Annotated in this window: 1 tRNA gene; it reads left to right on the top strand. The window is 39.4% G+C overall.

The features are described from left to right. The first annotated feature begins 24 nt into the window (after positions 1-24). Positions 25-100 (top strand) — tRNA-Ala (locus N477_RS01285). The last annotated feature ends 108 nt before the right edge of the window (positions 101-208 follow it).

Here is a 208-nt window from a genome sequence, read left to right as displayed (position 1 = left end):
CAAACAATGTATTCCTAGTAATGTGGGGCTATAGCTCAGCTGGGAGAGCGCCTGCCTTGCACGCAGGAGGTCAGCAGTTCGATCCTGCTTAGCTCCACCACTTTACTATCACTTCTTAAAGATAAGCACTCTTACTTAGTTTAAATTTAAATAAACTGAGAGTTTTTAACTCTGAGAAGTTATTCTCTTGCTCTTTAAAAATTTGGAA

Source organism: Pseudoalteromonas luteoviolacea H33-S (assembly GCF_001625695.1).
Lineage (GTDB): Bacteria > Pseudomonadota > Gammaproteobacteria > Enterobacterales > Alteromonadaceae > Pseudoalteromonas > Pseudoalteromonas luteoviolacea_B.
Note: the sequence above shows the minus strand (reverse complement) of the source record. Positions and strands in the feature narration are given on the sequence as shown.